Genomic DNA, 26,001 nt, shown 5'->3' with positions numbered 1-26,001 from the left:
CACCCAAGCGAAACCGCCCAGCTTCGCGACGACGCCGGGCAAGCCGCCCGCGGCGGCCGCCTCAGCGCTCGTCCTCGACGAACAGCACCCGCCGCGTCATGCCGCAGGTGAGGTCGTAGCTGATCGTGCCGGCCTGCGCCGCGATCGTCTCCACCGGCAGCTCCGGCCCCCACAGCGTCACCCGGTCGCCCACCCTGGCCCGCGGCGCCCCGCGCAGGTCCAGCGTGACCAGGTCCATCGACACGCGGCCGATCAGCGGCACGCGCGCGTCGCCCACCAGCACCGGCGTGCCGGCGGCGGCGCTGCGCGGGTAGCCGTCGCCATAACCGATCGCGGCCACGCCCACCGGCATGTCCTCCGGGCACTGCCAGGTGCCGTTGTAGCCGATGCGCTCGCCCTTGCCGACGCGGTTGACCGCGATCAGCCGCGTGCTCAGCGTCATCGCCGGGCGGAAGCCGAAGTCGGCGCCGCTCCTGCCCTCCACCACCGACAGTCCGTACAGCAGGCCACCGCTGCGCACCCAGTCGGCGCGTGCCTCCGGCCAGCCCAGCACGGCGGCCGAGTTGGACAGCGAGCGCGGGCCGTCGAGCCCGCGCGTGGCCTCGTCGAAGCGCGCGATCTGCGCGGCCGTGGCGCGGCCGTCGAAGTTTTCCGACTCGGCGAAGTGGGTGAGGAGGCCGATCCGCGGATCGACGCCCGGCATCGCCGCCAGCCGCGCGTGCACCTCGGCGACGCGCCCGGGCGGGAAGCCCAGGCGGTGCATGCCGCTGTCCACCTTCAGCCACGCGCGCAGGCGCCCGCGCGCGGGGCTGGCCTCGGCCAGCCAGGCCAGCTGCGCCTCGTGGTGGATCGCCGCCTCCAGCTCCAGCCGCTGCATCTCGGCGATGTCGCCGGGCTGGTCCGGGCCGGACAGCACCACGATGCGCTGGCGGTGCCCGGCCGCGCGCAGGCGCAGGCCGTCGCCCAGCGCGGCCACCGCGAAGGCTTCCGCCTCGGCGTCCAGCGCGCGCGCCACGCGCTCCAGGCCGTGGCCGTAGGCGTCGGCCTTGACCACCGCCATCACCTTCGCCGGCGCGGCCAGCGCCTTGATGCGCGCGAGGTTGTGGCGCAGCGCGCCGAGGTGGATGGTGGCGACGGTGGTGCGGCTCATGGGGGAAGATCAGGGGCGAGGGGCGAGTAGCGAGGACGCGGCGTGGAAACGCCCGGCAACCTGGAGTCCAGCCGCCAACGTCCGGGCTTGCGCCCTCGCTACTCGTCCCTCGCCCCTCACTCGAACGCCCCCACGAACGAATCCGGCGCGTAGTTCTCGAACTTGGTGTAGTGGCCGAGGAAGGTCAGCTTCACCGTGTCGGTGGGGCCGTTGCGCTGCTTGCCGATGATGATCTCGGCCAGGCCCTTGTCGGCCGATTCCTTGTTGTAGTACTCGTCGCGGTAGATGAACATGATCACGTCGGCGTCCTGCTCGATGGCGCCCGATTCGCGCAGGTCGGACATCATCGGGCGCTTGTCGGCGCGCTGCTCCAGCGAGCGGTTCAACTGCGACAGGGCGATCACGGGCACGTTCAGTTCCTTGGCGAGCCCCTTCAGTGAACGCGAGATCTCTGAAATCTCGGTGGCGCGGTTCTCCTTGTTGCCGGGCACCTGCATCAGCTGCAGGTAGTCGATCACGATCAGGCCCAGCCCGCCGTGCTCGCGGTGCAGCCGGCGCGCGCGCGAGCGCAGCTCCACCGGCGACAGGCCGGGCGTGTCGTCGATGAAGATCTTGGCCTCGGAGAGGATCGCGATGGCGTTGGTGACGCGCGGCCAGTCCTCCTCGGAGAGGTCGCCGTTGCGCAGGTGCTGCTGGTGGATGCGGCCGATCGAGGAGATCAGGCGGAAGGCCAGCTGCGAGGCCGACATTTCCATCGAGAACACCACCACCGCCTTCTTGCCGCGCAGCGCGGCGGACTCGGCGATGTTGAGCGAAAACGCGGTCTTGCCCATCGAGGGGCGCGCCGCGATGATGATCAGGTCCGAAGGCTGCAGGCCCGAGGTCAGCTCGTCCAGGTCGGTGAAGCCGGTGGAAATGCCGGTGAGCTGGCCCTTGTTCTCGTAGCGCTCGGAGAGGATGCGGAAGGCGTCCTTGACCGCCTCGCGCATCGACACCGAATCCTTCTTGCCGCGCGCGCCGGACTCGGCGATGTGGAACACGCGCTGCTCGGCCGCCTCCAGCACCTCCTGCACGCTGCGGCCGTCGGGGCGGTAGCCGTCCTCGGTGATCTCGGTGCCGGCGTCGATCAGCTGCCGCAGGATCGACTTCTCGCGCACGATGTCCGCGTAGGCGCCGATGTTGGCCGCGCTGGGCGTGGCGTTGGCCAGTTCGATCAGGTAGCCCGCGCCGCCCACCAGCTCGGCCAGGCCGTTGGCCTCGAACCAGTCGCCCAGCGTCACCGCGTCGCAGGGCATGCCCTTGTTGGCCAGCTCCGTGATCGCACGCCAGATCAGGCGGTGGTCCTTGCGGTAGAAGTCGCCCTCGGCCAGCCGGTCGGCCACCTTGTCCAGCGCGCCGGGGGCCAGCATCAGGCCGCCCAGCACCGCCTGCTCGGCCTCGATCGAGTGCGGCGGCACGCGCAGCGCCTCGACGGCGGAACCATGGCTGCTCTTGCGCTCGGGAACAAAGGGCATGGCGTGACCTCACGAAGGGACAGCCGCGGGGCCGACGGACACCGGCGGCGGACTCTGACAGGGAGCATACGCGGGCGCGTCGCGCGGGACGAGACAACAACCCTGGGGAATGCCTGTGGAAAAGCTGTGCGCGACGGTGGACAACCGGCGCCGCAAAAGCGGACGGGCGCCCGAAGGCGCCCGTCCCGGGTCCAGCCTGGCGCGGGCGCTTACTTCTCGCCGACCACGATCACCTTGATCTGGGTGTGCACGTCGGCGTGCAGGGCGATCTGCACCTCGTACTCGCCGACCTGGCGGATCGGGCCTTCGCCCTGGATCACCTCGCCCTTGCCGACCTTCTGGCCGGCGGCCTCCAGCGCCTCGGCGATCTCGCGCGGGCCGACCGAGCCGTACAGCTTGCCTTCCGGGCTGGCGTGCGCGGTGATGGTCACCTCGACGCCCTCCAGCCTGGCCTTGCGGGCCTCGGCCTCGGACAGCAGCGCGTTGGCCTTGGCCTCGTACTCGGCGCGGCGCTTCTCGAAGGCTTCGAGGTTGGCCGGGGTGACCGGCACGGCCTTGCCCTGCGGCAGGAGATAGTTGCGGCCGTAACCCGGCTTCACCTTGACCTTGTCGCCCAGGTTGCCGAGGTTGCGGACTTTCTCGAGAAGAATCAGTTCCATGGTTTTTTCCTTTCGTTAGCACCGGCGAAGCCGGCGCAGCCGTGGACGGTTGTCCGAAGCGTCGTCTTCAGAACTCCCCCCTCGCGGGGAGAGGGCCGGAATGCGGGGCCGGGGCTTGCAGGATGATCGAACCGGAGCACGCTCCGATGACCGCCCCCGCAAGCCTTGTCCCCTCATCCGCCCCTGCGGGGCACCTTCTCCCCGGCGGGGAGAAGGATCTTCAGCTCAGACGTCGTGGTTGTCGGTGTACGGCAGCAGCGCCAGGAAGCGGGCGCGCTTGATCGCGGTGGCCAGCTGGCGCTGGTAGCGCGCCTTGGTGCCGGTGATGCGGCTGGGCACGATCTTGCCGTTCTCGGTGATGTACTGGCGCAGCGTGTTGAGATCCTTGTAGTCGATCTCCTTCACGTTTTCGGCCGTGAAGCGGCAGAACTTGCGGCGGCGGAAGAACTTGGACATGGGTGCGCTCCTGATCAGTCGTCGCTGTCGTTGTCGTTGCCGCGGTCGGCGTCGTCGTCGCGGCGGCGCGAGGACTTGGCGTCATCCTTCTCCTTGGACTTCAGGATGAAGGACGGCTCGGTCTCGGCCTCGTCGCGCTTGACGATCAGGTGGCGCAGCACCGCGTCGTTGAAGCGGAAGCCCGACTCCAGCTCGTTCAGGACGCCCTGGCTGGCCTCGATGTTCAGCAGCACGTAGTGCGCCTTGGCCAGGTTGATGATCGGGTAGGCCAGCTGGCGGCGGCCCCAGTCCTCCAGGCGGTGGATCTTGCCGCCGTCGCTCTCGATCAGCGCCTTGTAGCGCTCGATCATCGCCGGGACCTGCTCGCTCTGGTCAGGGTGGACCAGGAACACGATTTCGTAATGTCGCAGGGACATCTTGAGGGTAACTCCTTGTGGATGCGGCCTTTTCGGGGCCTGGCAGCCTCCCGTCCGATGCGGTGAGGCAAGGGTCCGTCCGCGCCCATGGAGGGCGGACAGAAGCGGAATTGTATGGCGGGATGGGGGCTTGGGGCAAGCGTGGGGCCGCGCCAGGGGCGAGGGACGAGTGGCGAGGGCGCGAAAACCGGGCGCCGGGGCTGCACCCAGGCCGGGTCAGGGGAACGGCCCCGCTTCGGTCCGCGGGGCGCCACGAACTCGCGCCCTCGCTACTCCCCCCAAGAGCCTGTCCACGATCTCCAAGCCCCCATGAAACGTCGTCCCAGCGAAAGCTGGGATCCAGCGTCGTTGACCTTTCGAGGGAAAGTCACTGGGTTCCTGCTTTCGCAGGAATGACGGAGAGGGAGTGGCCGGACCGACGGGAGATCGTGAACAGGTCCTAACGACTCACCCCACCGTAAAGCTCTCCCCGCACCCGCACTGCCCGGTGGCATTGGGGTTGTGGAACACGAAGCCGGCGTTGAGCCCCTGGCGCTGGAAGTCGATCACGGTGCCGTCCACCAGCGGCAGGCTCCCGGCGTCCACCACCACCGGCACGCCGTCGATCTCGACCACGCTGTCGCCGGCATCCACGCGCTCGGCCAGGTCCACCACGTAGCCGAAGCCGGAGCAGCCGGTGCGCCTGACCCCGAAGCGCACGCCCACGGCAGCGGGAGTCTGCGCGAGGAACTGGCGCATGCGCTGGCTGGCGGCGGGGGTGATCGTGATGGTCATGGCGGCGTGTCGGAAACGGCGGGAAGCGGCGGAAAGTCGCGGCGCGGGCAAGGCCTACATTATCATGCCGGTTTGCCCCGAAGCCGCCGCCGGCGGCCCCTTTCGCCACGATCCCGGCGCCGATGTGCGGCGCCCGCGCAGGAGTTTCAACCCATGACGGTGGTCAGCGTCAAGCAGGCTCTTTCCGGCAAGCTCGAGGCCGGCAGCAAGGTGACGGTACGCGGCTGGGTGCGCACCCGGCGCGATTCCAAGGCCGGCCTGTCCTTCGTCAACGTCAACGACGGCTCCTGCTTCGACCCGATCCAGGCGGTGGTGCCGGCCACCCTGCCCAACTACGAGAGCGAGGTGAAGCACCTCACCGCCGGCGCCGGCGTGATCGTCAGCGGCACGCTGGCACCCTCGCAGGGCAAGGGCCAGGCGTTCGAGCTGCAGGCCGAGCAGGTGCAGGTCACCGGCTTCGTGGACGACCCGGAGACCTATCCGATCCAGCCCAAGCAGCACTCGATGGAGTTCCTGCGCGAGGTGGCGCACCTGCGCCCGCGCACCAACCTGTTCGGCGCGGTCACCCGGGTGCGCCACACCATGATGACGGCGATCCACCGCCACCTCACCGAGCAGGGCTTCTTCTGGATCAACACGCCGATCATCACCACTTCGGACGCGGAAGGCGCCGGCGACATGTTCCGCCTGTCCACCCTGGACCTGGCCAACCTGCCGCGCACGCCGGACGGCAGGATCGACTTCCGCAAGGACTTCTTCGGCCGCGAGGCCTTCCTCACCGTCTCCGGCCAGCTCAACGTGGAGGCCTACTGCCTGGCGATGAGCAAGGTCTACACCTTCGGCCCCACCTTCCGCGCGGAGAACTCCAACACCCCGCGCCACCTGGCCGAGTTCTGGATGGTGGAGCCGGAGATCGCCTTCGCCGACCTCGGCGCCGACGCCGACTGCGCCGAGGCCTTCCTCAAGGCGATCTTCAGGGCGGTGCTGGAGGAGCGCCCGGACGACATGGCGTTCTTCGCCGACCGCGTGCTGCCGGAGGCGGTCACCCGGCTGGAGGCCTTCATCGCCCAGCCGTTCGAGCGCATCGACTACGGCGAGGCGATCGAGATCCTGAAGAAGTCCGGGCAGAAGTTCGAGTACCCGGTCGCCTGGGGCGTGGACCTGCAGACCGAGCACGAGCGCTACCTGGCCGAGAAGCACGTCGGCCGCCCCGTGGTCGTGATGAACTACCCGGAGGCGATCAAGGCCTTCTACATGCGCCTCAACGACGACGGCCGGACGGTGGCCGCGATGGACGTGCTGGCCCCCGGCATCGGCGAGATCATCGGCGGCAGCCAGCGCGAGGAGCGGCTGGACCATCTGGACGCCCGGATGGCCAAATTCGGCCTCGATGCGCGCACGTATGGCTGGTACCGCGACCTGCGCCGCTACGGCACCGTGCCGCACGCCGGCTTCGGGCTTGGCTTCGAGCGCCTGCTGGTCTACGTTTGTGGCCTGTCCAACATCCGCGACGCCATCCCCTACCCACGCGCCGCGGGTTCCGCCGACTTCTAACGCCGATGCCCCATCGCCCACTCCTGCCGTTCGCCGCGTTCGCCCTGGCCCTGCTGCTGGGCGCCTGCCACAGCGTGAAAGTGCTGGTGCCGCCCAACCTGCGGCCGCCGACGGACACCGGCAACGCGCTGGAGCAGGCCAAGCAGCGCCTGCAGCAGGCCACGCCCTGCTGCGGCAGCTTCGCCGACTTCTCCTACCAGACCCAGCTGCCGTGGCACCCGAAGAAGTTCGAGCTGGGCAGCGACGGCCAGGTGGCCAGCCTCAACGGCGTGCGCAGCTACTTCCTCGCCTTCAGCCTGCCCCCCGACGTCCGGCGGCCCTACCAGATAGCGCTGAAGTCGGACTTGAACGGCCGCTGGCTGCATTCGAGCTACCTGTTCGCGCCCACCGTGGTGCTGCTGGACGAGGCCTTCCAGCCGATCGACTCGCAGGACGTGCAGCTGTGCGAGTACATGGGCTGGAGCGACGCCAGCAGCGGCGCCTTCGGCCACGTCACCGTGGAGAGCGACAAGGCGCGCTACCTGGTGATCTACAGCTCCGACAAGCAGCAGGCGGGCGACACCTACTGGGAGCAGTCGCCGGCCTCGTTCTCCGCCGAGGCGCCGGTGCAGATGAACTCCAAGGGCAGCTTCCGCATCCCGCACGGCCCCGACGGCACCCTCTGGGTGGGCCTGATGAGCCACAGCTACCAGAAGGCGGTGGACAACGCGATCTGCGACAAGGCGGCCCAGGGCAACGGCGTGCTGAACACCCTGCGCAGCGCGCTGCCCATGCCGTGGAGCCGGAGCGGAAGTTGAGCCCAGCCCTCGCCCTCTACTTCACCCTGCTCGCCGGCGTCGTCGCCTGCTTCGTGCTGTATTACCTGGCGCAGTACCGCCTGGCCGTGCTGCTGCGCGAGCGCCATCCGCAGCAGTGGAAGATCATCGCCGGCGAGGGACCGGGCGGGCTGCTGCACACCTGGGTCCGCCTGCAGCGCGTGCTGCGCGGCACGCGCCCGCGCCTGCCCGAGCTGCTGCAGGACCCGGCCATCACGCGCTGGTACCGGATCTGGCGCTCGACGCTGTGGCTGGCCTGGGCCTGCCTGCTGGCCGCGCTGTTCCTGCAGCGGCAGGCGCCGCACTGACCCCCCGCGCCTCCGGAGACGCCATGCAACTGGACCTGCGCCATCGCCATGCCCTGGTCTGCGGCGCCTCGCAGGGCATCGGCCGCGCCGCCGCGATCGAGCTGGCCGCGCTCGGCGCCAGCGTCACCCTGCTGGCCCGCTCCGCCGACGCGCTGCGCCCGCTGGCGCAGGAGCTGCCGCGCGCGCACGCCGGGCAGCGGCACGACTGGCGCGCGGTGGACATGCTCGACACCGCCGCGCTGCAGGCCGCCGCCACCGACTTGGCCGCCATCGCGCCGGCGCAGATCCTGGTCAACAACACCGGCGGCCCGCCCGGCGGCCCCGCGCACAGCGCCGAGCCGGAGGCCTTCGAGGCCGCGTTCCGCCAGCACCTGCTGGCCGGCCAGGTGCTGGTGCAGGCGCTGCTGCCGGGCATGCGCGCGGCCGGCTACGGCCGCATCGTCAACGTGATCTCCACCTCGGTGAAGGAGCCGATCGCGGGGCTGGGCGTCTCCAACAGCGTGCGCGCCGCGGTGGCGAGCTGGGCCAAGACGCTGTCGGGCGAGCTGGCCGCCGACGGCATCACCGTCAACAACGTGCTGCCGGGCTACACCCGCACCGCCCGGCTGGCCGGGCTGATCGCCGCGCAGGCGGCCAGGAGCGGGCGCGGCGAGGACGAGATCGCCCGCGGCATGCTCGCCGGCGTGCCGGCCGGCCGCTTCGGCGAGCCGGAGGAGGTGGCCGCGGTGATCGCCTTCCTCTGCACCCCCGCCGCCGCCTACGTCAACGGCGTCAGCATCGCGGTGGACGGCGGGCGCACGCGCGCGCTGAGCTGAAGGCATACGCCCGCGTCCGGTGCATTCGGCGGACGCAGGGCTTAAGCTTGTGCGGATGCCCAGCCTGCATCTCGCCAACCTGATCGACGGTCGCCAGCAGGCCCCGCGCGCCGACCGCTGGCTGGACGTGCACGAGCCGGCCACCGGCGAGGCGTTCGCGCGCTGCCCCGATTCCGACGCGGCCGACGTCGCCGCCGCGAGCGCCGCCGCGCAGCGCGCCGCCCCCGCCTGGGCGGACACGCCCGCGACGCGGCGCGCGCAATTGCTGCGGCGCCTGGCCGACCTGGTCGAGGCGCGGCTGGAGGAGTTCGCCGCGCTGGAGTCGCGCGACAGCGGCAAGCCGCGCGCGCTGGCGCGCAGCCTGGACATCCCGCGCGCGGTGAGCAATCTGCGTTTCTTCGCCGCCGCCGTCGAGGGCTGGGGCAGCGAGTCGCACGCCACCGCGCCGGACGCGATCAACTACACCCTGCGCCAGCCGCTGGGCGTGGTCGGCTGCATCAGCCCGTGGAACCTGCCGCTGTACCTGTTCACCTGGAAGATCGCGCCGGCGCTGGCCGCCGGCAACGCGGTGGTGGCCAAGCCCTCCGAGGTCACGCCCTGCACCGCCGCCCTGCTCGGCGAGCTGAGCATCGAGGCCGGCCTCCCGCCCGGCGCGCTCAACGTCGTGCACGGCCGCGGCCCCACGGTGGGCGAGGCGCTGGTCGCCGACCCGGCGGTGCAGGCGGTGTCCTTCACCGGCAGCACCGCCACCGGCGCGCGCATCGCCGCGCTGGCCGCGCCGCAGTTCAAGAAGCTGTCGCTGGAGATGGGCGGCAAGAACCCGGCCATCGTGTTCGCCGACGCCGAGCTGTCCGACGCCGACCTGGACACCATCGTGCGCTCCGGCTTCGCCAACCAGGGCGAGATCTGCCTGTGCGGCTCGCGCCTGCTGGTGCAGCGCGCGATCTACGAGGCCTTCCGCGAGCGCTACCTCGCGCGCGTGCGCGCGCTGCGCGTGGGCGACCCGGACGACCCGGCCAGCGACCTCGGCGCGCTGGTCTCGCGCGCCCACTTCGACAAGGTGCTGGGCTGCATCGCGCAGGCCCGCGCCGAGGGCGGCCGCGTGCTGTGCGGCGGCGGGGCGGTGCCGGTGCCCGGCCGCTGCGCCGGCGGCTGGTTCGTCGCGCCCACGGTGGTCGAGGGCCTGCCCCGCGGCGCGGCCACCAACCAGACCGAGATCTTCGGCCCGGTGGTGAGCCTGATCCCGTTCGAGGACGAGGCCGAGGCGCTGGCGATCGCCAACGACAGCCGCTACGGCCTGGCCGCCTCGCTGTGGACGCGCGACCTCGCCCGCGCGCACCGCCTGGCCGCGCGGCTGGATTTCGGCATCGTCTGGATCAACTGCTGGCTGCTGCGCGACCTGCGCACGCCGTTCGGCGGCGCCAAGCAGTCCGGGCTCGGCCGCGAGGGCGGCGCCGAGGCGCTGCGCTTCTTCACCGAGCCGAAGAACGTCTGCATCCGCTACTGAGGAAACCCGTCTTGAAAAGCCCGTTGCAGGATCTGATCGACAGCAACCGCCGCTGGTCGGCCGCCGTGACCGCGCAGGACCCGAGCTTCTTCGAGCGCCTGGCGCAGCAGCAGTCGCCCAAGTACCTGTGGATCGGCTGCTCCGACTCGCGCGTGCCGGCCACCCAGATCGTCGACCTGCCGCCCGGCGAGATCTTCGTGCAGCGCAACGTCGCCAACGTGGTCTCGCACACCGACCTGAACTGCCTGAGCACCATCCAGTTCGCGGTGGACGTGCTCAAGGTCGAGCACATCATCGTGGTCGGCCACTACGGCTGCGGTGGCGTGCAGGCGGTGCTGGACGACCGCCGCCTCGGCCTGGTCGACAACTGGCTGCGCCACGTCGCCGACGTCGCGCAGCGGCACGGCGGCCTGCTCGGCGCGCTCGACCTGATGGCCGAGCGCAACCGCCGCCTGTGCGAGCTCAACGCGATCGAGCAGGTGGTCAACGTGTGCCACACCACGATGGTGATGGACGCCTGGGAGCGCGGCCAGAAGCTGTCCGTGCACGCCTGGTGCTACAGCCTGGCCAACGGCCACGTGAACGACCTGGGGCTGCACGTCGATTCGCGCGCCGCGCTGTGGCCGGCCTACGAGGCGGCCGTGCAGCGGCTGACCCGCGAGCCGTGGGTGGAACCGTGAGCGGGGCGGTGCGCACCGAGGCCGCGCCGGCGCCGGTGGGCGCCTATCCGCACGCGCGGCGCGCGGGCGACCTGCTGTTCCTCTCCGGGGTCGGCCCGCGCCGGCCCGGCGACGACGCGATTCCCGGCAACGTCTACGACGCCGGCGGCCGGCTCGTCGCCTACGACATCGAGGCGCAGTGCCGGCAGGTGTTCGCCAACGTGCGCGCGGTGCTGGAGGCGGCCGGCGCGCGCTGGGAGGACCTGGTGGACGTGACCGTGTTCCTCACCGACATGGCGCGCGACTTCCCCGCCTACAACCGCCTGTACGCCGAGCATTTCGCCGGCGTGGACGCCTGCCGCACCACCGTGGGCGTCGGCGCCCTGCCCACGCCGATCGCCATCGAGCTCAAGTGCGTGGCCGCGCTGCGCGCATAAGAAAACCCCGGCGCGACCGCCGGGGTTCCATGGGGTGCGGCTCGTCCGCCGGCTTACTTGCCGCTGCTGCTGGCGCTGGCCGGATTCGCGGTCGAGCTGTCGGCGGCCTTGTGCTTGTGGCCCTTGTGGTGCTTGGTGGCCTTCGGCGCGGCGGCCTGGTCGGCCGTCGACTTGGCGGCGGCCGGAGCCGTGCTCTGCGACGCCGTGTCCTGGGCCAGCACCGTGCCGCCGAAGGCGACGCCCGCCACGAGCAGAGAAGCGATCACAAGTTTACGCATGATGGTAAGCCTCGCATGTCTGGGCCGCGGACCCGGCCGGAACCCGGCGACGCGGGCGGCGCGGCGAAGGCACAGTGGCTCCGCGCCGGCATACCGCGACTGAACGGGCAGGGCCCGCGGCCCCCGCGCCGGGGCGCGCCGGCGCTTGACTTCGCGCAACGGCAATTCCGTGCGTCAGGAACTTGCGGTCACTCCAGGCACAGCCGCAGCAGCCGCCCGATCAGCCGCTGCACCGCGGGCGCCTTGGCCTCGTCGTAGGCGAAGCTCTCCTCGTCCATGTAGCGGTGCTGGGCCAGCTCCAGCTGCACGGCCTGGATGCCCTCCTCCACGCGGTGGTACGCGCGGGTGATGTAGCCGCCCTTGAAGCGGCCGTTCACCACGTGGCTGTAGTCGGACTGCGCCGCCAGGGCGTCGGCGAGGCGCCGCTGCAGCGCGGCCGTGCAGCTGGCGCCGTCGGCCGTGCCGAGGTTGAAGTCCGGCAGCACGCCGTCGAACAGCATCGGCACGCGGCTGCGGATCGAGTGGCCTTCCCACAGCACCACGCGGCCGTGCTCGGCGTGCAGCCTCGCAAGTTCCTGCTGCAAGGCGCGGTGGTAGGGCTGCCAGTAGTCGTTCACCCGCCGTTGCGTTTCGGCCGCGTCCGGCTCGGCTCCGTCGAGGTAGATCGGCTCGCCGTCGAAGCCGAGGGTGGGCACCAGCCCGGTCTCGCGGCGGCCCGGGTAGAGCGCGTGGCCGTCGGCCGGCCGGTTGAGGTCGATCACGTAGCGCGAGGCCAGCGGGCGCAGCAGGCTGGCGCCGAGCGCGCGCGCCAGCGGCGCGTACAGCCGGCCCACGTGCCAGTCGGTGTCCGGCGCGCGGCGCGCGCGCGGGCGCATGCGCGCGGCCAAATCGTCCGGGATGTGGCTGCCGTCGTGCGGCAGGCTGATCAGCAGCGGCGCCGTGCCGCGTTCGAGCGTGTAGGTGTCCATCGCGCTAGTGTCGCGGCCCGTCCTCAGTGCAGCAACAGCAGTTCCTCCGCCGCGGTGGGATGGATCGCCACCGCCGCGTTGAGGTCGCGCCTGCGCAGCCCCTGGCGCAGCGCCACGGCGTAGCCCTGCAGCAGCTCGTCCACGCCCGGCCCCAGCGCGTGGAGGCCGACCACGCGCTCGTCCCCGCCCGCGCAGACCAGCTTCGTCCAGCTGCGCTCCTCGCGCCCGGCCACGGCGAGCTGCAGCGGCACGAAGCTGCGCGTGTAGACGCGCACCGCCTCGCCATGCCGCCCGCGCGCCTGCGCCTCGGTGAGGCCGACGCCGCCCAGCGGCGGGTCGGTGAAGGCCACGCTGGGGATCGCCTCGTAGTCGAAACGCGACTGCGGCTTGCCGCCGAACAGCCGCTCGGCCAGCGCGTAGCCGGCCGCCACCGCCACCGGCGTCAGCGCGCGGCGGCCGGTGACATCGCCCAGCGCGGCGATGCCGGGCACGCCGGTGGCCTGATAGCGGTCCACCTGCACGTGTCCTCCCGCGTCGGTCGCCACGCCGATCCCGTCCAGCCCGAGCCCGTCGCTGTTCGGCACGCGGCCGACCGTCCACAGCACGGCGTCGTAGGGACCGTGCATGGCGCCGGTCTGGTCTTCGAGCCGGACCGCTCCCGCGCTGCCGTGCGCGGCGCGGACCTCGGTCTGCATCACGATGCGGATGCCGCGCGCCAGCATCCGGCCGGCCAGGTGCTGCACCAGCTCGGCGTCGAAGTTCCCGAGCAGTTCGCCGCGGACCAGCAGGTCCACCCCGCAACCCAGCGCGTGCAGCAGGCAGGCGAACTCCATCGCCACGTAGCCGCCGCCGACCACGGCGAGGCGCGCGGGCGCGCGCTCCAGCGCGAACACGTCGTCCGACACCATGCCCAGCCCGAAGCCGGGCAGCTCCAGCCGGCGCGGGCGCGCGCCGGTGGCGATCACCACCTGCGGCGCGGCGAGGCGGCCGCCGCCGGCGAGTTCGAGCAGGTCCGGGGCGAGGAAGCGGGCCGCCTCGCCGATCAGCGCCACGCCGGCCTCCTGCAGGCGCCGGTCGTAGCGCGCGCGGATGCCGGCGATGTAGTCGTCGCGCTGCCGGCGGAAGCGTTTCCAGTCCAGCGCGGCCGGCCGCGCCAGCGCGAAGCCGTAGTCGCGCGCCAGCGCCTGCGACTGCGCCCACTGCGCGGCGAACCACAGCGCCTTCTTCGGCACGCAGCCCCGGTTGACGCAGGTGCCCCCCAGCGCGCCGGGATCGCATACCGCCACGCGGGCGCCGTGCCGCGCCGCGCGCTGCGCCACGGTGAGGCCGGCCGAGCCGGCGCCGAGCACGATCAGGTCGAATCGTCGGGTCATGCGGAACCTCCTGCCGCGCTGCGCCGTTGCCGATGCCGGCCGTCATGCCTGCGCCCGCGCGGGCCGGCGCCGTCAAAGGCCGAAGCGGGCGGGAGCATAGGGCGCCGGATCGATCGCCGGCGCCGCGCCGGTCAGCTGCGCCGCCACCAGCTCGCCGGTCGCCGCCGACATGCTGACGCCCAGCATGCCGTGCGCGGTGGCCAGGTGCAGGTTGGCCAGGCGCGTGCTCGGGCCGATGATCGGCACCTCGTCCACGCTCATCGGCCGCCAGCCCCACCATTCCTCCAGCACCTCGGGGCCCTCGGGCTCGCGCAGGCCCTGCGCCGCGCCGCGGCGCAGCGCGTCCAGGCGGGTGCGGTTGAGCCCCTCGGCGTAGCCGGAGAATTCCATGGTGCTGCCCAGCCGGTAGCCGCTGCTCCAGGTGGTGACGCAGACCGCCGCCTCGCGCAGCACCAGCGCGTGGCGCGGCGCCAGCCGCGGCCGGGCGTAGGTGATCGAGTAGCCCTTGCCCGGCTGCATCGGCAGGCGCAGGCCGAGCTGGCGGCCGAGCAGCGGCGACCAGGCGCCCAGCGCCATCACCACGCGCCCGCCGGCGAAGTCGCCCCGCGTGGTGCGCACGCGCGCGACGCGGCCGGCCTCGGCCTCGATGCGCCCGATGCGCGCATCCGTCTCGATGGCGCCGCCCAGCTCGCGCACGCGGCGGGCCAGCTCCGCCACGTAGCGGTCCGGCCGCAGCCGCGCGTCGCCGGGATGGAACAGGCCGCCCGCGACGCCGGGCTTCAGCGCCGGCTCGCGCGCCTCCACCGCCGCGCCGTCCAGCCGCTCCACCGCCACGCCGAGCCGGTCGAGCACGTCGGCGTGGTGGCGCAGGTCCGCCGCCAGCTGCGCGGCGGTGCGGTAGACGTACAGCTCGCCCTCCTCGGCGAACTCGCAATCCAGCCCCTCGGCACGCACCAGCTCGCCCAGCAGGGCGCGCGAGCGCTGCAGGATCGCCGAGCGCGCCTGCGCGGCGCGGGCGAAGTCGCGCCAGTTGCAGTGCCGGGCGAAGCCCAGCAGCCAGCGCAGGCGCGGCCCGTCGAAGCGCGGGTTGAGGTACAGCGGCGCGTCCGCCCGCAGCATCGAGCGCAGGGCGACGCCGAAGGTGCCCGGCATGGCCAGCGGCGCGGCGTGGCTCGGCGTGATCGTGCCGCAGTTGCCATGCGAGGCGCCGCAGCCGGGCGCCCCCTGCTCCAGCACCCGCACCCCGACGCCGGCCCTGAGCAGGTGCAGCGCGCAGGAAAGGCCGATCACGCCGGCGCCGAGGATCAGGACATCGCTATCCGGCGAATTCATCTTGCCGCCTCTGACGGGCCCGCCGGAAAGAATTCACTTGTGCCCATCCGCAAGCTATGCATAGGCTGCAGCCACCCTCCTGGAACCCGGAACCATGTCCATCCGACTGGCGCACCAGACCCTGTTGGCCATCGCCTTTTTCGGCCTTGCCTGCTGCCTGCCGGCAAAGGAGCAATCCAGGTCGGATCTCTTCCAGGGAGTCATGGAGCACAGCGACGACGAGATGTCCCGCTACCGTTACCTGTTGACCACCCTGCCGCAGCTGTCCCGCGAAGACAAAGCCGTTGCGTTGCAATTCCTGGCAGCTACCGAAAACGAACTGGGACTGTACAGCGAGGCGGTCCGCGACTTTCCCCTGCGCAGCCAGCCCATGCAGCGGGTGGATGTGCCGCGCGCCTCGGACTGGGAGGCCGTGGATGCCGTCGACGCCATCGTCAAACTGGCGGGGGAAAGACGCATCGTCATGGTAAACGAAGCCCACCATGATGCCCACACCCGGATACTCACCCTCGCCCTGCTGCCCAAGCTCAGGGCTGCCGGATTCAATTACTTCGCCGCGGAAGCGCTCGATGGTCAGGACACGGACTTGTCCAGTCGCGGATTTCCGGTCGCGCGCAGCGGCAGCGAGTATCTGCACGAGCCCATCTACGGCGACATCCTGCGCGAAGCCATTCGTCTAGGCTTCAAGATTGTCCCTTACGAAACAGTAGGTCACGCCGGCCAGCAGCGCGAGGACGGGCAAGCCAAGAATCTCTACGAGCGCGTCTTCGCCAAGGACCCTGAAGCCCGTCTTTTCGTACATGCAGGTTATGCGCACATAGACAAGGCCCGCGGCCGCCTTGGCCCGGTCACGCCCATGGCGGAAAGGCTGCAGCAGCTCACCGGAATCCCCCCGCTGAGCATCGATCAGACGGATATCCGCGAAGACGAGCCCGTCAGCGAACTGGATGCCGCCACCCGGGCCGAATCCGAATACATCACCTCGAATTCGTTGCTGAGTGCGCGCGCCACTACGCGCCAGCTTCTGGGCACACCGAGCCAAAAGACCTATCAGCACCCCAACCTCGACATCTACGAGCAGATCCTGAGCCACTTCCATCTGGACAAGCCCTTCGTGCTCCGCAACCGCTCAAGCGGGGCCATCTGGAGCGCACGCCCCAAGGCCTATGACGTCTCCGTCATCCTGCCCATCGGCAACAACCGCATGTCGAGCTATGCGCAAGGGCCCGTGAACCTCAGACTGGGCGACCGGCGGTTCGCCATCATGCCTCCGGCCTCCGCGGGCGAACGGCCCAAGTGGCTGACCCTGGACGGCACGAGGAAACCCGTGCCTGTCAGCACCCAGCCATGCAGGTCGTCCATTCCCTGCCTGGTCGAAGCGCACTACGCTGACGAGCCGGACAATGCCATTGCCGCGGACCGCTATGTTTTCGTCCAGGACAGGCAACAGAACGTGCTCTATCTCCGCCCGGGCAGGTTCCGTATCCGGTATGTCGACGCCGATGGTCACATGCTCGGCGAACTTCAGACCGAAGTAAGCGACTGAGTTGGCGCCAGGGCATGCGCCCGGCCCGCCGCCAAACCTCCAATCCAATGAAGAAAGTTGCCGGAACGGCTTAATTTGAAATGATATTTCTCAGACAGTAATCTTGCAGCGCCTCGACTGCCGGGATTGGCGTATGCAACATCCTCGCTCCAGGGCCAGTTCGGCGATGCCCGCCATGTTGCGGTCCGCGGCCGCATGGCTGGCATCGATGCTGCTGCTCTCCGCCTGCTCGTCCCCTTCCGTACGGCGCGAACCCACCTTCAAGACATCGCATTCCACGTTGGCCGGCCTGCCGGCGCGGGCCCCTTCGGAGGCGAACGCGCAACTGGCCAACGACATCCTGTTCCGCGCCATGGGCCTGGTAGGAACGCCCTATCACTGGGGCGGCAACACCCCCGAGGGCGGCTTCGACTGCAGCGGGCTGGTCGACTACATCTACCGCCAGGCGGCGAACATCGCGCTGCCGCACAGCTCGCGCGAGATGGCCGGCGTGGACGGGCGCAAGATCAAGCGCATGACCGAGCTGGCCAGCGGCGACCTGGTGTTCTTCGGCAACCGCGGCGGCATCGACCACGTCGGCGTGTACGTGGGCCAGGGCCGCTTCGTGCACGCGCCCAACAGCGGCGGCACCGTGCGGCTGGACGACATCGACGGGCCCTACTGGCGCGACCACTTCGCCTACGGCAAGCGGCTGCTCGACTGATACAGCCCGTTCTCTTCCCAGGCGACGGAGAGATCCGCCGCCGGCGCGTATCGCCGGCATGGCATCCGGGGGGCGGCCGTCCTGTGGAGAAAGGCCATCGCGGCCGGAGGCCGCTCCCACAAGGTTGCCGCAAGCCTGTGGGAGCGGCCTCCGGCCGCGATCCATCCACCGCAGCACGGCACGCCCACCATCCACGCCCCCGACACGACGAAGGCGCCACGAGGGCGCCGTCGTCTCATCCGCCGCGAAGCACTGCGCTCAGTGCGCCGCGTCGCCCGGCGGATGCGCGTGGCCGTGCTGGAGCTCCTCCTCGCTGGCCTCGCGCACCTCGTTGACGGTGACGTCGAAGTTCAGCGTCTTGCCGGCCATCGGATGGTTGAGGTCGACGTCCACCGTGGTCATGCCCACCTTCTGCACCACCACCGCGCGATGACCGCCCTGCTTGAGCGCCAGCACGGCGGTCATGCCGGGCTTGAGCTTCGCCGCCTGCTGGAAGTACTTCTTGGGCACGCGCTGGGTGAGCCCTTCCTGGCGCTCGCCGTAGCCGTCGGCGGGGGCGATCCGCGCCTGCAGCGACTCGCCGGCCTCGCGGCCCTCCAGCGCCTTCTCCAGCCCGGGGATCAGCTGGCCGTGGCCCAGCAGCACCCACAGCGGTTCGCCGTGGTCGTGCGAACTCTCGACCTTCTCGCCGTCCACGCTGAGCGTGTAGTGGAGGGAAACCACCTTGTCCTTGCCAGCCTTCATCGCCTTCTCGCCCGCAATCAAAGCGGCGGATTCTATCAGCTGCGCCCTTTCCCGTGGCCCGCGCCCCCGAAGCCGACGCCGTGCGCCTCCGGGCCCAGCCAGGTGAGCGCCGCCAGCAGCACCGCCACCGCGGCGATCCATAGCGACATGGCGAAGGCGTAGTCGCCGCCGTGGCGCGCGGCCAGCCAGCTCTGCGCGGTGGCGGTGACCGCCGCCAGCAGGTTGCCCATCTGGTAGGCGAAGCCCGGCAGGGTGCCGCGCACCGCGTCCGGCGACAGCTCGTTGAGGTGGGTCGGCACCACGCCCCACGCGCCCTGCACCATCACCTGGATCAGGAACGCGCCCAGCCCGAGCAACAGCAGCGAGCCGCCGTAGGCCCACAGCGGGATCACCGGCAGCGCCAGCAGCGCGGCCAGGACGATCGCGCGGCGCCGGCCGATGCGCTCGGACCACGCGCCGAAGCCGAGCCCGCCCACGATCGCGCCGAGGTTGAGCAGCATGGTCAGCACGGTGACCTCGCCGGTGCCGAAATGCAGCTGCGACTTCAGGAAGGTCGGGTAGAGGTCCTGCGAGCCGTGGCTGAACATGTTGAAGGCCATCATCAGCAGCATCAGGTAGAGGAAGCGCCTCCAGTACCCGCGCATCGCCGCGAGTGCGCTCGCGCGGCCGCCGCCGGCCTGCCCGGCCTTCCACACCGGCGACTCCGGCACCTTGCTGCGCACGTACAGCACCAGCAGCGCCGGCAGCGCGCCCACCACGAACATGCCGCGCCAGCCGAAATGGTCGAACACCAGCCAGTAGGCGATCGCGCCCAGGAAGTAGCCGCACGGGTAGCCGCTCTGCAGCAGGCCGGAGACCAGCCCGCGCGCGGACGGCGGGATCGACTCCATCGCCAGCGAGGCGCCGATGCCCCACTCGCCGCCCATCGCGATGCCGAACAGGAAGCGCAGCACCAGCAGCGCGCCCAGCGACGGCGCGAAGGCGCACGCCAGCTCCAGCAGCGAGAACAGCACGATGTCCACCATCAGCACCGGCCGCCGCCCGTAGCGATCCGCCAGGCGGCCGAACAGCAGCGCGCCCAGCGGCCGCGCCGCGAGCGTCAGGAACAGCGCGGTGGTCACCCGCGTGTGGTCGGTGTGGAAATCGCGGGCGATCTCGCCGATCACGAACACCAGCAGGAAGTAGTCGAAGGCGTCCAGCGTCCAGCCGAGGAAGCTGGCGAGCACGGTGTGGCGCTGGTCGTGGTCGAGCTGGCGCAGGGCGGCCGGGAAAAGGTGCATGTGTGATGCCCCGTGAGCTTTAAACAGACATCCACGCTAACACGGAGCTACACTGGGATGCGGGTACTCCGCCCACCACCGGATCGAGGGGACGCATGCCATACAACATTGCCCCCTTGGGTATTGGCGATCCATTTACAGCATGAGGAAAAGACGTATGCGAAAAGGGAACCGCTGCATCATTGCGCTCATCCTCTCCGCCCTGCTGTTCGATACCGTGGCTTCTGCGCAGCAATCGGCGCCTCCGCCTCCGCCACCGCGACCTCAGTCCGCTGGCATGGTGCGTTTAGGCCAGTCATTCGATGCACCGAGCTTCGATTCCCTCGACAAGGAACACCACGGCTATTTGAAACGCAGCGATATTCCCAAGGATGCAGAGGCACTGAAGAACCTACGTGCCCATTTCCCCGATGCAGACAAGGATGGCAATGGGCGCCTGAGCCCGGCTGAATATGCCGCTTACACCCGGGGAGGGCTGCAGGGAGGTAATGCCCAACCCTGACGCCGCCCTCAGGTGGCCGGCCCTTGTCCCCAATTGGCGCAAGGGCCGACCACCATGCCTACGAGAAACCACACGTCTTCCGCATTACCCCGGAATTGGCACTTCCGCATGATGTGCCTAGACAACAATACGCTTCGTCCCATTCCACGTTTTCGTCTCTTTCGCTGTCGGTGCCGATTGCCGCCCATAGCGATTGCTAGGCGGCTGGAAGCGCCCCAGCGGACGCACCACGAGCGTCGGCAACGGCACCGGCCACCCGCGTGTGGCCGGTGTGGAAACCGCGGGCGATCTCGCCGATCACGAGCACCAGCAGGAAGCAGTCGAAGGCGTCCAGCGTCCAGCCGAGGAAGCTGGCGAGCACGGTGCGGCGCTGGTCGTGGTCGAGCTGGCGCAGGGTGGCCGGCAGCAGGGGCATGGGGTCGGCTCCATGAAGGGTTCCACAACGAGGCGGCAAGCTAGCACAGGCGCGCGGCGGACCTTCCATTCGCGCAACGTCCCGCTCACGGCCAGGCCACGCCGCATGCCTACACTCGGCGGGCAAGTCCCCCCACCCCACCGCGAGGAACCGAGCATGCGCAACGCACCGCTTCGTCACTCCATCGTCCTGGCCGGGCTGCTGCTCGCCGGCACGGCGAGCGCCCGGCAGACGACCCCGCCGCCGACCAACCCGCCGTCGCTGCCGCCGCCGGCGCCGGAGCAGCAGCCGATGCCGCAACAGGCCCCTGCCGGCGTGCCCAGCTTCGATTCGCTCGACACGGCGCACCGCGGCTACCTCAAGCGCAGCGACATACCCAGGGACGTGGAGAGCCTGCAACAGCTGCGCGCCCACTTCCCCGAGGCGGACCGCGACGGCAACGGCCGCCTGACCCCGGACGAATACGCCGCCTACACGCAGCAGGCGCCGAACGGCAGCCAGCCGTGACCTCCCGGCCGGCGCGGGACGCCGCGGCGCTTGTCCGCGCCCCCGCGGCCGGCCAGACTTGCGGTCGGACGGGTTTCACGCCCCTGCCCAGGAACGGCCTCCACGCATGACCCGCATCGACCGCGCCGCCCGCCGCGCCATCGCCGCGCGCTTTTCCACCCGCTACCAGCGCGGCTACGTCGGCGGCAAGCTGGCGGGCGACCCGCTCTACGCGGCCATCGCCGGACGGCTGGCGGACGCGCCGGCATTGCCGCTGCTCGACGTGGGCTGCGGGCTGGGCCTGCTGGGCCACTACCTGCACGCGGCCGGCGTGCTGCACGGCTACGTCGGCGTCGACCACGACGAGCGCAAGATCGACGCCGGCCGCGTGGCGGCCGCGGCGCTCGGCGGCGCGCTGGAGCTGCGCCACGCGGACGTGGCCGAGCTGCCCGACTTCCGCGGCCACGTGGCCCTGCTCGACGTGCTGCACTACCTGCCCGCCGGGCGCCAGCCGGTGCTGCTGCGGCAGCTGGCGCCGCACGTCGCCCCCGGCGGGCTGCTGCTGCTGCGCAACGTGCTGCGCGAGCGCCACTGGCGCTTCCACGCCACGGTGCTGGAGGAGCAGTTCCTGTACTACTCCGGCTGGATGCGCGTGCGCCCCACCCACTATCCCTCCGCCGAGGAGATCGCCGCGCCGCTGCGCGCGGCGGGGCTGGAGGTGGCGATCGAGCCGCTGTGGGGGCGCACCCCGTTCAACAGCTACCTGGTCGTGGCGCGCCGCCCCGGCTGAACGGCCCGGACCGCGCCTGGCGCGGTCCGGCCGCGCACCAGCTATACTGCGCGCACGGCGTCCCCGCCGCCGTGGCCAGCGGCCACGCCCATTCCCCATACCGCAACACGGTTCCGCAAGAACGCTCCGGGTTGCACACAGGAGTCGTTCCATGTCTTTCGAATCGCTGGGCCTCGCGCCCGCGTTGCTGCGCGCGCTCGCCGAACAGGGCTACGCCGAACCCACCCCGATCCAGGCCGGCGCCATCCCGCTGGTGCTGGAGGGCCACGACCTGCTCGCCGCCGCGCAGACCGGCACCGGCAAGACCGCCGCCTTCGCGCTGCCGCTGCTGCAGAAGCTCTCGGCCGGCGCGCCCGCCGGCGGCCGGCGGCCGCGCGCGCTGGTGCTCACCCCCACCCGCGAGTTGGCCGCGCAGGTCGACGACAACCTGCGCGACTACGGCCGCCACCTGCGCGTGAGCCGCGCGGTGGTGTTCGGCGGCGTGGGCATGAACCCGCAGGTGCAGGCGCTGCGCCGCGGCGCGGACGTGGTGATCGCCACGCCGGGCCGGCTGATCGACCACCTGCAGCAGCGCACCGCCGACCTCTCCGGCATCGAGGTGCTGGTGCTGGACGAGGCCGACCGCATGCTCGACATGGGCTTCCTGCCGGCGCTCAAGCGCATCCTCGCCGCGCTGCCGAAGCAGCGCCAGACGCTGCTGTTCTCCGCCACCTTCGCGCCGCCGATCAAGGCGCTGGCGCTGGAGTTCATGCGCGCGCCGCGCGAGGTGTCGGTGACGCCGCCGAACAGCGTGGCCGCCACCGTGCGCCACCGCGTGCACCCGGTGGACGCGGCGCGCAAGCGCGAGCTGCTGCTGCACGTGCTGGCGCAGGACAGCCGCCGGCAGACGCTGGTGTTCAGCCGCACCAAGCACGGCGCCGACAAGCTGGTGAAGTACCTGGACCACGCCGGCCTGCGCGCCGCGGCCATCCACGGCAACAAGAGCCAGAACGCGCGCACCCGCGCGCTGGCGGACTTCAAGGGCGGCCGCGTCACCGTGCTGGTGGCCACCGACATCGCCGCGCGCGGCATCGACATCGACCAGCTGCCGATGGTGATCAACTTCGACCTGCCGATGGTCGCCGAGGACTACGTGCACCGCATCGGCCGCACCGGCCGCGCCGGCGCGGAGGGGCTGGCGGTGTCGCTGGTCAGCCACGACGAGTCGGGCCTGCTGCGCGACATCCGCAGGCTGCTCGGGCAGGAGGTCGCGGTGGCCGCCGTCGCGGGCTTCGAGCCGTCCGCGCCGCTGCGGCTGGACGAGGGCGCCCCGCGCCCCGCGCAGGGCCAGCGCCAGCCGCGCGCCCCGCGCGCGCAGGGCGGCCGGCCCGCGCCGGCGCATCGCCCGCACGGGCACGCGCAGGCGCAGGGCGGCGGCGAGCGCCCGGCCGAGGGCAACCGCAAGCGCCGGCGCCGCGCTTCGGCCAAGCCGGGGGCCAATGCCTGATGCCATCGCGGCCGGAGGCCGCGATGACCGCCCCTCCGGAGCCAGCCTTCAGCGCTCCTGGTCGGTCGGCCGCAGCAGCACCTCGTTGACGTTGACGTGCGGCGGCCGGCTCACGCAGAAGGCGATCACCTCGGCCACGTCCTGGCTCTGCAGCTGGCGCATGCCCTCGGCCCAGGCGTTGGTCGCGTCACGCACGGCGGCGTGGCCGATGTGCTCGCGCAGTTCGGTGGCCACCGCGCCCGGCTCGATCACGCTGACGCGGATGTTGTCCTTGTACGCCTCGCGGCGCAGCGCCTCGGAGAACGCCACCACGCCGAACTTGGTGGCCGCGTAGCCGCCCGCGTTCGGGTTGGCGACGCGCCCGGCGGTGGAGGCGATGTTGACGATGTGGCCGTCGCGCCGCGCGCGCATGCCGGCCAGCGCGGCCTGCGTCGCGGCGATCAGGCCCAGCAGGTTGAGCTCCAGCATGTGCCGCCAGCGGCCGAGGTCGGCCTCGGCGACCGGCTCCAGGTACATCACGCCGGCGTTGTTGACCAGGACGTCCAGCCGTCCGTAGTGCGCCTCGGTCTCCTTCACGACGCGCTGCGCCGCGGCCTCGTCGGCCAGGTCGGCGGGCAGCACCAGCGGCGCGGCGCCGAGCGCGTCGAGCTGCTTCGCCAGCGTGTCGAGGCGGTCGCGGCGGCGCGCGGCGACCGCCACCCTGGCGCCCTGCCGCGCCAGTTCCAGCGCGGTGGCCTCGCCGATGCCCGAGGAGGCGCCGGTCACCAGGGCGACGCGGCCGTTCAGTCGGTTCGACATGTCTGCTCCTTCGCGGTGGGAAGATCCATCCCCGCGGCCTGCGCCGGGGGGAAGTTCGCAGACAGTGGGGTCACGCCTTGCTGATACAATGCCATCCACACTCCGCATGCCGCCGTGCATGCCACTCGAGGTTCCCCATGTCCGCCCCCTTCTCCGACCCTGCCCCGGTCCCCGCCGGCTTCGCCGCGCTCGCCCTCTCGCCGGAGGTGCTGCAGGCGCTGGCCGACGTCGGCTACGAGTCGCCCTCGCCGATCCAGGCCGCCACCATCCCGCCGCTGCTGGAAGGCCGCGACGTGCTGGGCCAGGCGCAGACCGGCACCGGCAAGACCGCCGCGTTCGCGCTGCCGATCCTCTCGCGCATCGAGCTCAAGCCCGGCAAGCCGCAGGCGCTGGTGCTGGCGCCCACGCGCGAGCTGGCGATCCAGGTGGCCGAGGCGTTCCAGCGCTACGCCGCGCACCTGCCCGGCCTGCAGGTGCTGCCGATCTACGGCGGCCAGAGCTACGGCCCGCAGCTGCACGCGCTGCGCCGCGGCGTGCACGTCGTGGTCGGCACGCCCGGCCGGGTGATCGACCATCTGGAACGCGGCACGCTCGATCTCTCCGGACTGAAGTTCGTGGTGCTCGACGAGGCCGACGAGATGCTGCGCATGGGCTTCGTCGACGACGTGGAGAAGGTGCTGGAGGCGACCCCGGCGACGCGCCAGGTGGCGCTGTTCTCCGCCACCATGCCGGCGCCGATCCGCAAGATCGCGCAGCGCCACCTGAAGGAGCCGGTGGAGGTGTCGATCAAGGCCGCCACCACCACCGCGGCGAACATCCGCCAGCGCTACTGGTGGGTCAGCGGCCTGCACAAGCTGGACGCGATGACGCGCATCCTGGAGGCCGAGCCGTTCGACGCGATGATCGTGTTCGCGCGCACCAAGCAGGCCACCGAGGAGCTGGCCGAGAAGCTGTCCGCGCGCGGCTTCGCCGCCGCCGCGATCAACGGCGACATGGCGCAGCCGCAGCGCGAGCGGGTGATCCAGCAGCTCAAGGACGGCAAGCTCGACATCCTGGTCGCCACCGACGTGGCCGCGCGCGGCCTGGACGTGGAGCGGATCAGCCACGTGCTGAACTACGACATCCCCTACGACACCGAGAGCTACGTGCACCGCATCGGCCGCACCGGCCGCGCGGGGCGCAGCGGCGAGGCGATCCTGTTCGTCACCCCGCGCGAGAAGGGCATGCTGCGCGCGATCGAGCGCGCCACCCGCCAGCCGATCGAGGAGATGAAGCTGCCCACGGTGGAGGCGGTGAACGACCAGCGCATCGCCCGCTTCAAGCAGCGCATCAGCGACACCCTGGCGGTCGGCGGGCTGGAGCTGTTCCAGCAGCTGATCGAGCAGTACGAGCAGGAGCACGACGTGCCGGCGATCGAGATCGCCGCCGCGCTGGCGCGCATCGCGCAGGGCGAGCAGCCGCTGCTGCTGACGCCGCCGCCCAGGCGCGATCCCGCGCCGCGCGAGCATGACGGCGAGGCGCACGGCAGGCGCGAGCGCAAGCCGCGCGAGCATGCCGCCCGCGAGCAGCCGCGCGAGTTCGCGCCGCGCGCCTTCCGCCCGCACGCCACCGAGCCGGGCAAGAAGACCTACCGCATCGAGGTCGGCCACGAGCACGGCGTGAAGCCCGGCAACATCATCGGCGCCATCGCCAACGAGGCGGGGCTGGAAAGCCGCTACATCGGCCGCCTCAGCATCCGCGGCGACTACAGCCTGGTCGACCTGCCCGAGGGCATGCCGAAGGAGATCTTCGAGCACCTGAGGAAGGTGTGGGTGAGCCAGCAGCAGCTGCGCATCCGCGAGTGGGACGGCGGGGACGACGGCGGCTCCGCGCCGCCGACGCGCAAGCCGGGCGGCTTCAAGCGCCCGGGCGGGAAGAAGGGACCACCGCGCAAGCGCTGAACGCGCGGCGCGGCCTGACGCGACGGCGCCGTTCGCCCGCGTCTTCCCCGAGGTTCCCGGTGACGCGCCGCGTGGCGTGCCTGCCCGCCGTCGGGAGGGCTTGATGCCCTGCCCGTCGTCCCGGCGAAGGCCGGGACCTGGAGTTCCTTGGCCTTCCGGGGCCGGAAGCAAGGACGCTGGATTCCCGCTTTCGCGGGAATGACGACCGGGGCGATGCGCCAGGGGCCGTCCCCCGCGCCGACGGCCGCGTGCAACGGGAAAGTCGCGCGCAGCGGGAAGAAAGCGGACGCGAGGCC

Annotated in this window: 28 protein-coding genes; 14 read left to right on the top strand and 14 right to left on the bottom strand. The window is 71.4% G+C overall.

Features of this window, described 5'->3' with window-relative positions; translation table 11 throughout:
* Positions 1-61 precede the first annotated feature (61 nt).
* The 6 genes from alr to C7456_RS09200 form a co-directional block, all read right to left on the bottom strand.
* Positions 62-1,150, bottom strand: coding sequence for an alanine racemase (alr, locus tag C7456_RS09225; RefSeq protein ID WP_109723455.1), 1,089 nt, complete (start codon positions 1,148-1,150; stop codon positions 62-64).
* 116 nt (positions 1,151-1,266) lie between these two features.
* Positions 1,267-2,664, bottom strand: coding sequence for a replicative DNA helicase (locus C7456_RS09220; RefSeq protein WP_109723454.1), 1,398 nt, complete (start codon positions 2,662-2,664; stop codon positions 1,267-1,269).
* 209 nt (positions 2,665-2,873) lie between these two features.
* Positions 2,874-3,323, bottom strand: a complete 450-nt coding sequence (gene rplI, locus C7456_RS09215; protein ID WP_109723453.1) for a 50S ribosomal protein L9 — start codon at positions 3,321-3,323, stop codon at positions 2,874-2,876.
* A gap of 225 nt (positions 3,324-3,548) precedes the next feature.
* Positions 3,549-3,779 carry a 30S ribosomal protein S18 gene (gene rpsR, locus C7456_RS09210; protein WP_074552179.1) on the bottom strand — a complete coding sequence of 77 codons (231 nt, stop codon included), beginning with the start codon at positions 3,777-3,779 and terminating at the stop codon, positions 3,549-3,551.
* Between the two features lie 14 nt (positions 3,780-3,793).
* Positions 3,794-4,195, bottom strand: a complete 402-nt coding sequence (rpsF, locus tag C7456_RS09205) for a 30S ribosomal protein S6 (RefSeq protein ID WP_109723452.1) — start codon at positions 4,193-4,195, stop codon at positions 3,794-3,796.
* Between the two features lie 447 nt (positions 4,196-4,642).
* Positions 4,643-4,969, bottom strand: coding sequence for a HesB/IscA family protein (locus C7456_RS09200; RefSeq protein ID WP_109723451.1), 327 nt, complete (start codon positions 4,967-4,969; stop codon positions 4,643-4,645).
* 153 nt (positions 4,970-5,122) lie between these two features.
* Here C7456_RS09200 and asnS point away from each other — a divergent pair, with 153 nt between their 5' ends.
* From asnS to C7456_RS09165, 7 genes are read left to right on the top strand one after another with little or no spacing between them, the layout of a single operon-like run.
* Positions 5,123-6,523, top strand: a complete 1,401-nt coding sequence (gene asnS, locus C7456_RS09195) for an asparagine--tRNA ligase (RefSeq protein WP_109723450.1) — start codon at positions 5,123-5,125, stop codon at positions 6,521-6,523.
* A 5-nt stretch (positions 6,524-6,528) separates the two neighbouring features.
* Complete coding sequence (locus C7456_RS09190) at positions 6,529-7,320, top strand: MalM family protein (protein WP_109723449.1); 792 nt, start codon at positions 6,529-6,531, stop codon at positions 7,318-7,320.
* Positions 7,317-7,646 (top strand): hypothetical protein, encoded by a 330-nt coding sequence (locus tag C7456_RS09185; protein WP_109723448.1) that lies wholly within the window; start codon positions 7,317-7,319, stop codon positions 7,644-7,646. Before C7456_RS09190 ends, C7456_RS09185 begins: the two co-directional genes overlap by 4 nt.
* A 23-nt stretch (positions 7,647-7,669) precedes the next feature.
* Complete coding sequence (locus C7456_RS09180; protein ID WP_109723447.1) at positions 7,670-8,461, top strand: SDR family oxidoreductase; 792 nt, start codon at positions 7,670-7,672, stop codon at positions 8,459-8,461.
* A 55-nt stretch (positions 8,462-8,516) separates the two neighbouring features.
* Entirely contained in the window at positions 8,517-9,968 is a 1,452-nt protein-coding gene (locus C7456_RS09175) for an aldehyde dehydrogenase (RefSeq protein ID WP_109723446.1), read from the top strand.
* Positions 9,969-9,979: 11 nt separating this feature from the next.
* A complete protein-coding gene (gene can, locus C7456_RS09170; protein WP_109723445.1) occupies positions 9,980-10,648 on the top strand; it encodes a carbonate dehydratase in 669 nt (222 codons plus the stop codon).
* Positions 10,645-11,064, top strand: a complete 420-nt coding sequence (locus C7456_RS09165) for a RidA family protein (RefSeq protein ID WP_109723444.1) — start codon at positions 10,645-10,647, stop codon at positions 11,062-11,064. Before can ends, C7456_RS09165 begins: the two co-directional genes overlap by 4 nt.
* A gap of 53 nt (positions 11,065-11,117) precedes the next feature.
* Here C7456_RS09165 and C7456_RS09160 read toward each other — a convergent pair whose 3' ends face one another.
* From C7456_RS09160 to C7456_RS09145, 4 genes are all read right to left on the bottom strand, one after another.
* On the bottom strand, positions 11,118-11,342 hold the full coding sequence (locus C7456_RS09160; protein ID WP_109723443.1) for a hypothetical protein: 225 nt from the start codon (positions 11,340-11,342) through the stop codon (positions 11,118-11,120).
* Positions 11,343-11,530: 188 nt separating this feature from the next.
* Positions 11,531-12,310, bottom strand: coding sequence for an N-formylglutamate deformylase (hutG, locus tag C7456_RS09155; protein WP_109723442.1), 780 nt, complete (start codon positions 12,308-12,310; stop codon positions 11,531-11,533).
* 23 nt (positions 12,311-12,333) lie between these two features.
* On the bottom strand, positions 12,334-13,683 hold the full coding sequence (locus C7456_RS09150; RefSeq protein WP_109723441.1) for an FAD-dependent oxidoreductase: 1,350 nt from the start codon (positions 13,681-13,683) through the stop codon (positions 12,334-12,336).
* 72 nt (positions 13,684-13,755) lie between these two features.
* Positions 13,756-15,015, bottom strand: coding sequence for an NAD(P)/FAD-dependent oxidoreductase (locus tag C7456_RS09145; RefSeq protein ID WP_109723440.1), 1,260 nt, complete (start codon positions 15,013-15,015; stop codon positions 13,756-13,758).
* A gap of 94 nt (positions 15,016-15,109) precedes the next feature.
* Between C7456_RS09145 and C7456_RS09140 the strand changes: the two genes are divergently transcribed.
* Together C7456_RS09140 and C7456_RS09135 are read left to right on the top strand one after the other, a co-directional pair.
* Positions 15,110-16,561 carry a hypothetical protein gene (locus C7456_RS09140; protein ID WP_109723439.1) on the top strand — a complete coding sequence of 484 codons (1,452 nt, stop codon included), beginning with the start codon at positions 15,110-15,112 and terminating at the stop codon, positions 16,559-16,561.
* 166 nt (positions 16,562-16,727) lie between these two features.
* Positions 16,728-17,264 carry a C40 family peptidase gene (locus C7456_RS09135; RefSeq protein ID WP_109723438.1) on the top strand — a complete coding sequence of 179 codons (537 nt, stop codon included), beginning with the start codon at positions 16,728-16,730 and terminating at the stop codon, positions 17,262-17,264.
* A gap of 258 nt (positions 17,265-17,522) precedes the next feature.
* On the opposite strand, the gene C7456_RS09130 is transcribed toward C7456_RS09135, so the two are convergent.
* Both C7456_RS09130 and C7456_RS09125 read right to left on the bottom strand, forming a co-directional pair.
* Positions 17,523-18,008, bottom strand: coding sequence for an FKBP-type peptidyl-prolyl cis-trans isomerase (locus tag C7456_RS09130; RefSeq protein ID WP_109723437.1), 486 nt, complete (start codon positions 18,006-18,008; stop codon positions 17,523-17,525).
* Between the two features lie 35 nt (positions 18,009-18,043).
* Positions 18,044-19,288: an MFS transporter gene (locus C7456_RS09125; RefSeq protein ID WP_109723436.1), complete on the bottom strand. Its 1,245-nt coding sequence runs from the start codon at positions 19,286-19,288 to the stop codon at positions 18,044-18,046.
* 157 nt (positions 19,289-19,445) lie between these two features.
* On the opposite strand from C7456_RS09125, the gene C7456_RS16830 reads away from it, so the two are divergent.
* Complete coding sequence (locus tag C7456_RS16830; protein ID WP_139942921.1) at positions 19,446-19,790, top strand: EF-hand domain-containing protein; 345 nt, start codon at positions 19,446-19,448, stop codon at positions 19,788-19,790.
* A gap of 196 nt (positions 19,791-19,986) precedes the next feature.
* Here the strand turns inward: C7456_RS16830 and C7456_RS09120 are convergent, their stop codons facing one another.
* Entirely contained in the window at positions 19,987-20,205 is a 219-nt protein-coding gene (locus tag C7456_RS09120; protein ID WP_109723435.1) for a hypothetical protein, read from the bottom strand.
* 156 nt (positions 20,206-20,361) lie between these two features.
* Here C7456_RS09120 and C7456_RS09115 point away from each other — a divergent pair, with 156 nt between their 5' ends.
* The 3 genes from C7456_RS09115 to C7456_RS09105 all read left to right on the top strand — a co-directional run bounded on the left by C7456_RS09115 (position 20,362) and on the right by C7456_RS09105 (position 22,967).
* The gene (locus tag C7456_RS09115) at positions 20,362-20,712 is read left to right on the top strand and encodes an EF-hand domain-containing protein (RefSeq protein ID WP_109723434.1); all 351 of its coding nucleotides are present in this window, start codon (positions 20,362-20,364) and stop codon (positions 20,710-20,712) included.
* A gap of 106 nt (positions 20,713-20,818) precedes the next feature.
* On the top strand, positions 20,819-21,481 hold the full coding sequence (locus C7456_RS09110; protein WP_109723433.1) for a class I SAM-dependent methyltransferase: 663 nt from the start codon (positions 20,819-20,821) through the stop codon (positions 21,479-21,481).
* Positions 21,482-21,632: 151 nt separating this feature from the next.
* Positions 21,633-22,967: a DEAD/DEAH box helicase gene (locus C7456_RS09105; protein WP_109723432.1), complete on the top strand. Its 1,335-nt coding sequence runs from the start codon at positions 21,633-21,635 to the stop codon at positions 22,965-22,967.
* A gap of 48 nt (positions 22,968-23,015) precedes the next feature.
* Here C7456_RS09105 and C7456_RS09100 read toward each other — a convergent pair whose 3' ends face one another.
* Positions 23,016-23,765 (bottom strand): SDR family NAD(P)-dependent oxidoreductase, encoded by a 750-nt coding sequence (locus tag C7456_RS09100; protein ID WP_109723431.1) that lies wholly within the window; start codon positions 23,763-23,765, stop codon positions 23,016-23,018.
* A 137-nt stretch (positions 23,766-23,902) separates the two neighbouring features.
* Here C7456_RS09100 and C7456_RS09095 point away from each other — a divergent pair, with 137 nt between their 5' ends.
* A complete protein-coding gene (locus C7456_RS09095; RefSeq protein ID WP_109723430.1) occupies positions 23,903-25,705 on the top strand; it encodes a DEAD/DEAH box helicase in 1,803 nt (600 codons plus the stop codon).
* The last annotated feature ends 296 nt before the right edge of the window (positions 25,706-26,001 follow it).

It is taken from the genome of Fulvimonas soli (assembly GCF_003148905.1).
Classification (GTDB): domain Bacteria; phylum Pseudomonadota; class Gammaproteobacteria; order Xanthomonadales; family Rhodanobacteraceae; genus Fulvimonas; species Fulvimonas soli.
This window is presented reverse-complemented; position numbering and strand designations above follow the sequence as displayed.